This is a genomic window from Cupriavidus sp. OTU4054 (assembly GCF_038440175.1).
GTDB lineage: Bacteria > Pseudomonadota > Gammaproteobacteria > Burkholderiales > Burkholderiaceae > Cupriavidus > Cupriavidus pauculus_D.
On the sequence record NZ_JASATF010000023.1, the window covers coordinates 115,926 to 122,942 of the forward strand.

The window sequence follows — 7,017 nt, forward strand, 5'->3', positions numbered from 1 at the left end:
GCGTAGTGTAACGCCGCGTCCGCTCCCGGGGGCAGGCTTAGTGGCGGAAGTGGCGGGTGCCGGTGAGCACCATCGCGATATTGCGCTCGTCGGCTGCGGCGATGACTTCGTCGTCGCGCACGGAACCGCCCGGCTGGATCACGCAGGTGGCGCCGGCGTCCACGACCACGTCGAGGCCGTCACGGAACGGGAAGAACGCGTCCGATGCCACGGCCGAACCGGCCAGCGTGAGGCCGGCATTCTGCGCCTTGATGCTGGCGATGCGCGCCGAGTCCACGCGGCTCATCTGGCCCGCGCCGACGCCGAGCGTCATGCCGCCGCCGCAGAACACGATGGCGTTCGACTTCACGAACTTGGCCACGCGCCATGCGAACATCAGATCGTCCAGCTCCTTCGGGGTCGGCTGACGGCGCGTGACCACGCGCAGTTCCGACTGCTGCACGTTGCGCGCGTCCGGGCTCTGCACGAGCAGGCCGCCGCCCACGCGCTTGAGGTCGTACTGGTTGACACCCTTGCCCAGCGGAATCTCGAGCAGGCGCACGTTCTGCTTGGCCGCGAACACGTTGCGCGCCGCGGTGCTGAACGACGGGGCGATCAGCACTTCGACGAATTGTTTCGCTACCGCGTTTGCGGCCGCTTCGTCGAGTTCGACGTTGAACGCGATGATGCCGCCGAAGGCCGACGTCGAATCGGTCTTGAACGCCTTGTCGTAGGCTTCCAGCGCATTCACGCCGAGGGCCACGCCGCACGGGTTGGCGTGCTTGATGATCACGCAGGCGGCACCGGCGGCGGCGTCGAACGACTTCACGCATTCCCACGCGGCATCGGCGTCGGCGATGTTGTTGTACGACAGTTCCTTGCCCTGCAGCTGCACGTAGTTGGCCAGCGCGCCGTCCACGGTCTTCAGGTCGCGGTAGAACGCCGCCGACTGGTGCGGGTTCTCGCCGTAGCGCATTTCCTGCACCTTCTCGAAGGCCAGGTTCAGCGTCTGCGGGTAGGCGCTACGCGTCTGGTGGGCCTTGTCGGCGCCGAGCGAGGTCAGGTAGTTCGTGATCGCGCCGTCGTATTGCGCGGTGTGCGCGAAGACCTTGGTGGCCAGGCGGAAGTTGGTGTCGTAGCCCACCGCGTTGGCGTTCGCGCGCATTTCCTCGAGCACGGGCGCATAGTCGGCCGGATCGACGATCACGGTCACGTCGCGATGATTCTTCGCGGCCGAGCGCAGCATGGTCGGGCCGCCGATATCGATGTTCTCGATCGCGTCCGGCAGCGTGCAGTCGTCCTTCGCCACGGTCTGCTGGAACGGGTAGAGGTTGACCACGAGCAGGTCGATGGTCGGAATATCGTGCTTGGCCAGCGCGGCCATGTGCTCGGGCAGGTCGCGGCGCGCGAGAATGCCGCCGTGCACCTTCGGGTGCAGCGTCTTGACGCGGCCGTCGAGCATTTCCGGGAAACCGGTGTAGTCGGCCACCTCGGTCACCGGCAGGCCGGCGTCGGCCAGCAGCTTGGCGGTACCGCCCGTGGAAAGCAGCACCACGCCGAGCGCATTCAGTTCGCGCGCGAAATCGACGATGCCGGTCTTGTCTGAAACGGAGAGAAGGGCTTGCTTGATCATGATCGGGGGAGACGCTTCAATTCAAAATAATTCGGTTCACAACAAGCCGTGCTGTTGCAGCTTCTTGCGCAGCGTATTGCGATTGATGCCGAGATAGGCGGCGGCGAGCGACTGATTGCGCTCCGTGCGTGCCATCACGGCTTCGAGCAGCGGACGCTCGACGGCTTCGAGCACCATGTTGTACATGTTCGACGGCTCTTCACCGTCGAGATCGCGAAAGTAGGTATCCAGGCTGTCCCGGATGCATTGGTCGATGGCATTGCGGCTCATGCGGCAAGCAGTTCCCGTTTCTTGTTGTTGTCGGCGGCATCGGGGCCACCGTCGTTGTTGTCGCTGTTTTCGTCCACGTAGACGAGCCGATCGGAGATCATGGCCTGTTCGTCGAAGAACGCGTTCACGGCCTGCAGCTGCGCGTCCGTGGACTCGAGCGTGTTCATGCGATGCCGGAACAGGTTCGCGCCCTTGAGGCCGCGCGTGTACCAGGCGATGTGCTTGCGCGCGGTGCGCACGCCCGTGAACTCGCCATAGAACCCGTAGTGATCGGCCAGATGGTGGTTCATGATCGCGCGGATCTCGGCGACCTCGGGCGACGGCAGCAATTCGCCGGTTGCGAGGAAGTGTTCGATCTCGCGGAACAGCCACGGACGACCCTGTGCCGCGCGGCCGATCATGATGGCATCGGCGCCGGTCACGGCCAGCACGTGGCGGGCCTTCTGCGGCGTGGTGATGTCGCCGTTGGCGACCACCGGAATGCGAACCGACGCCTTGACCGCGGCAATCGTGTCGTACTCGGCCTCGCCGTGATACAGGTCGGCCCGCGTGCGGCCATGGACCGTCAGCATGCTGATGCCCGAGGTTTCCGCGATATGCGCGACGCGCAGCGCGTTGCGATGCTCGCGGTCCCAGCCCGTGCGGATCTTGAGCGTGACGGGTACGCGGTCGCCCACGGCGCCCACCACGGCCTCGACGATGCGCGCGACCAGCGGTTCGTTCTGCAGCAGCGCGGACCCCGCGGCAACGTTGCAGACCTTCTTGGCCGGGCAGCCCATGTTGATGTCGATGATCTGCGCGCCACGATCGACGTTGTAGCGCGCGGCTTCGGCCATCATGCCGGGTTCGGCCCCGGCGATCTGGACCGAGATCGGTTCCACCTCGCCGGCATGGTTCGCGCGGCGCATGGTCTTCTCGCTCTTCCAGAGCTGCGCGTTGGACGCGACCATCTCGGACACCGCGTAGCCCGCGCCGAGCTGCTTGCACAGCTGGCGGAACGGCCGGTCCGTCACACCGGCCATGGGCGCGACGAACAGGTTGTTGCGGAGACGATGCGGGCCGATCTGCACGATAAGAGCGGGAAAGAAACAGCGATTCACGACCGGCACCCCTGGCACCGGTCGCGGCGATGCACGCGCGGCAGACGTGTCTGGCGTCGGATCGAGCGGAGCAGGATCCGGCAGGCGGCTGGCTGGGAGCGTGTGCGAGGGCGGGATTTTAACGCCAAACGGAGGCGGGTGCTCAAGAAATGAGCAAATATCGTATGGGACGCGCTGCGGGCGGCAATAATCGCCTCCCGCAGCGCTCGACCGTTGCGCGATGCCCCCGGAAGGGAATCAGCGGCGCACGCCGTACATCATCTGGCGCGCCACCGCATGCTTGAGCGGGGCCACGCACGACAGGGCGGCGAGCGCCGCGCCACGCGCATGGGCCGCCAGTGGGCCGCCCACGCCGAACACGCGCGGCAGCAGGTCCGTCACGCCGATCGTCACCGCGCGGTCCACGCGATGGCGGGCCGCGAAGGCCTGCAGCGCCTGCGGCGTGCAGCTCGCGCGCAGGGAATCGGCCAGCGCGAACGCATCGCGCAGCCCAAGGTTCAGCCCCTGTCCCGCCACCGGATGCAGCGTCTGCGCCGCGTTGCCGACGGCCACGATGCGGCCATCGACGGTGACCGGCGCGGCATTGAGGCCGAGCGGGAACGCGTGGCGCTTGCCATGCAGCGTGAATGTGCCGAGCCGGGTGCCGAACGCTTCGCCGAGCTCGCGCGCGAACTCGGCCTCGGGCAGCGCCAGCCGGCGCGTGGCCGCATCGGGCGCGCAGCACCAGACCAGCGCATAGCCGGGCGTGCCGTGATCTTCGTGCGGCAGCAGCGCGAGCGGGCCTTCTTCGGTAAAGCGCTCCCATGCCCAGCCGGGCATGGGGCGCGAGGCGGTCACATGGCCGATGACCGCGGTCTGGCCGTAGTCGCGGCGGCGTCCGGTGTCGCCATCGCCGTGGCCGCCGCCGTGCCGGCGCATCTGCTGGTGGAACAGGCCGCCTTCGGCCTGCACCGCGAGGCGCGCCGCGAAGGCGACGGGCAGGCCGTCGTGATCGCCATGCGAGGTGCCGGTCAGGCGCACGGTCCCGCTGTCCTGCTGTTGTTCCATCTCGTCGATGCGCGTCTCGAACACGCGCGCAAGCCGCCCGGGTGCCGCCTCGGCCGCACGAGCCAGCGCGCGTTCGAGCGCCTGGCACAGGTCGCCGTAGCGGACCACGTAGCCGAGCGCGGGCACATCGTAGTCGTCGTGATGCAGCCTGACGTGGCCGAAGCGGCCGCGCTGCGAGATATGGATATGCTCGATCGTCTGCATCGGCACGGGCCACGCGCCGATCTGCTCGAGCAATTGCCGGCTGCCATGCGACAGCGCGATCGCGCGCGGGTCTCGCGCGGCGCGTGCCGGCGTGGCGGCATCGATCAGCGTGAGCCGCCACGCGGTCGTGCGCAGCAGCCGCGCCGCGAGCGTCAGGCCGACGGGGCCGCCGCCGACGATCGCGATATCGCGCGGCTCGCCGGTATCGGCAATCGCGCGCGAAGCCGTATCAGGGGTGTGCGGCAGGGTCATGGTGGTCTCCCGCTTCGGTGCGTTCCGCCTCCACGCGGGCGGCATCGCTCCGCTTCCAGAGGATGGCGTCCGAGCGCGAGCGGCCCGCTTCGGCATCGCGCAGCGCGTTGTCGAGCTTCTGTTCGTTGAATCCGGGCATGTCGCGCAGATGCCGGAGCAGCGCGTCATGATTGGCCGCATCGAGCGGCACCACGCAGCCCTGCTTGCTGTCGCCGTCGCCGACGAGGATCAGCCACGCGGTACCGGCCCACGGCGCGCGGTCCGAGACGCGCACGATCACGCGCTCCAGCGCGTCCCACGAGACTTCCTCGCGCTGGCCGTCGGGCCGGTGCACGACGGCACGGTCGTCGTAGAGGTTGATCACGAACGGCTCGCCCGAGTCGGCGCGGCGCGCGGTGGCGGCCGCGGCGCGGCGCGCCGCATGGTTCGCGGTGTTGCCGTTATTGCCGTTGGCGGCGGCGCCGTCGGAAGGAAACAGTTTGCGCAGCCATCCAATCATCGAGTCTCTCCTGCATGTTGTACGCCATCCCGCGCGCCAGCACGCATGATCGCTTCGATTTCATCCGCATCCACGGGCACGCCGCGTGTCAGCAGTTCACAGTCGCCACCGGTCACCACGGCATCGTCTTCGATGCGGATGCCGATATGCCAGTAGCGTTCGGGCACGTCCTCGGCAGGACGTACGTAGATGCCAGGCTCGACGGTCACCACCATGCCCGCCTCCAGCGGACGCCACGGGCGCTCGCCCGGTGCACCATCGGGTCCGGCCGCGGCCGCGGGGCCCGGGACGCGGTACTCGCCGACGTCATGCACATCCATGCCGAGCCAGTGGCCCGTGCGATGCATGTAGAAGCGGCGATAGCTGCCGCTTGCGAGCACGTCGTCGAGCGTGCCTTCCTTGTTGCGGTCGAGCAGGCCCGTGTCGAGCATGCCCTGCGCGAGCACGCGCACCGCCGCGTCGTGCGGCACGTTGTAAGGTACGCCGGCGCGCGTCTCGGCGATCGCGGCGTTCTGCGCGGCCAGCACGATGTCATACAGCTCGCGTTGCGCGGGCGTGAAACGGCCGGAAACCGGGAACGTGCGCGTGATGTCCGATGCGTAGCCGTCGAGCTCGCAGCCGGCATCGATCAGACACAGGTCGCCGTCGCGCAGTTCCGCGGGGCCCGCGCGATAGTGCAGCACGCACGCGTTGGCGCCCGTGGCGACGATCGAGTTGTAGGCCACGCTCTGCGCGCCGTGACGGCGGAATTCGTAGAGCAGTTCCGCTTCCAGGTGGTACTCGCGCAGGCCCTGCCGCGATGCCTGCATCGCGCGCACGTGCGCCTGGGCCGAGATTTCGCTCGCGCGGCGCATGATCGCGATCTCGCTCGCGTCCTTGAACAGGCGCATCTCGTCGAGCCACGTCCGGACGTCGATCGCCACCGATGGCGACGAAACGCCCGCGCGGCCCTGCGCGCGCACGCCATCGAGCCAGCGGCGCACCTGCATGTCGGTGCGCGTGGACGCGGCGAGCGGATAGGCGACCTGCGCGCGATTGGCGAGCAGCGCCGGCAGTTTCGCGTCGATCTCCTCGACCGAATGCGCTTCGTCGAAGCCGAACGTCGCGCGCGCGCCTTCGGGGCCGAAGCGGAAGCCGTCCCAGATCTCGCGTTCTTCGTGCTTCGGGCGGCAGAACAGGATGCTGCGGCCGGTGCCGTCCGTGTCGGCCACGAGCACGAGCACCGACTCTGGCTCGGTGAATCCGGTCAGGTAATAGAAATAGCTGTCGTGGCGATACGGGTAGTCGCTGTCGCGATTGCGCATGGCCTCGGGGGCCGTCGGCACGATGGCGACGCCACCGCCGCCCGCGCGCAATTGTTGCAGCACGCGCTCGCGGCGGCCGCGGCAGGCTTCGAGAAGGGCGGAGTCGGGAGCGGACATGGGCTGTGGGCGCGCGTGGGCGCGTTGGGGAATGTTTTGGGGAAATTATCCCGATTCTAACGCCGTCAGCCGCGTGATGCGTGCGGCATGGCCCCGGGGGGCGACGGGGGACGAGCGCCGAGCGCCGCATCGAGCGCGGCCAGCTGCGCGGGCGTGCCGACGTTTTCCCACTGGCCGTCGAAGCGTTCGCCCGTCGCGGTGCCCGCGGCAATCGCGGCGCGATAGTACGGCGTCATCGCCACCTTGCGCCCCGCTTCGATCTCCCGGAACAGGCGCGTGTCGTAGAGCCCGATATTGCCGAACGTGAGCGGCACGCCGCCGGCGGGCACGGTCTCCGCACCGGGCAGGTGCAGGCCGCCATCCGCGGCCAGCACGAAGTCGCCGGCCGGATGGAACGGCGGGTTCGGCACCATGACCAGATGCATGTGCGGCTGCGCCTGTGCCGCCATCGCGGCCGCGCGCGGGAGCAGTGCGCGGTAGTCGTAGTCGCAGAAAATATCGCCGGACACGGCCAGAAACACGCCGTCCCGTCCGTCGTCGGTCAGCAGCGGCATCGCGCGCGCGATGCCGCCGGCCGTCTCCAGGGCCGTGGCGTCGGGCGCGTAGGGGCGC

General features: G+C 68.6%; 7 protein-coding genes. All 7 read right to left on the reverse strand.

The features are described 5' to 3' along the window. Window positions 1-37 precede the first annotated feature (37 nt). Window positions 38-1,612 carry a bifunctional phosphoribosylaminoimidazolecarboxamide formyltransferase/IMP cyclohydrolase gene (gene purH / locus AAHB16_RS24210; RefSeq protein WP_150372783.1) on the reverse strand — a complete coding sequence of 525 codons (1,575 nt, stop codon included), beginning with the start codon at window positions 1,610-1,612 and terminating at the stop codon, window positions 38-40. 36 nt (window positions 1,613-1,648) lie between these two features. After that, window positions 1,649-1,882, reverse strand: a complete 234-nt coding sequence (locus AAHB16_RS24215) for a Fis family transcriptional regulator (protein WP_109582064.1) — start codon at window positions 1,880-1,882, stop codon at window positions 1,649-1,651. Beyond that, a complete protein-coding gene (dusB, locus tag AAHB16_RS24220) occupies window positions 1,879-2,952 on the reverse strand; it encodes a tRNA dihydrouridine synthase DusB (RefSeq protein ID WP_150373884.1) in 1,074 nt (357 codons plus the stop codon). The genes AAHB16_RS24215 and dusB overlap by 4 nt, the downstream gene beginning before the upstream one ends. A 267-nt stretch (window positions 2,953-3,219) precedes the next feature. Beyond that, window positions 3,220-4,485: a UbiH/UbiF/VisC/COQ6 family ubiquinone biosynthesis hydroxylase gene (locus AAHB16_RS24225; RefSeq protein ID WP_342052175.1), complete on the reverse strand. Its 1,266-nt coding sequence runs from the start codon at window positions 4,483-4,485 to the stop codon at window positions 3,220-3,222. Continuing rightward, on the reverse strand, window positions 4,463-4,984 hold the full coding sequence (locus tag AAHB16_RS24230) for a hypothetical protein (protein ID WP_342052176.1): 522 nt from the start codon (window positions 4,982-4,984) through the stop codon (window positions 4,463-4,465). The genes AAHB16_RS24225 and AAHB16_RS24230 overlap by 23 nt, the downstream gene beginning before the upstream one ends. Beyond that, the gene (locus tag AAHB16_RS24235) at window positions 4,981-6,405 is read right to left on the reverse strand and encodes an aminopeptidase P N-terminal domain-containing protein (protein WP_342052177.1); all 1,425 of its coding nucleotides are present in this window, start codon (window positions 6,403-6,405) and stop codon (window positions 4,981-4,983) included. Before AAHB16_RS24235 ends, AAHB16_RS24230 begins: the two co-directional genes overlap by 4 nt. 65 nt (window positions 6,406-6,470) lie before the next feature. After that, on the reverse strand, window positions 6,471-7,017 hold a 547-nt coding region (locus AAHB16_RS24240), incomplete at its 5' end, for a nucleotidyltransferase family protein (protein WP_342052178.1).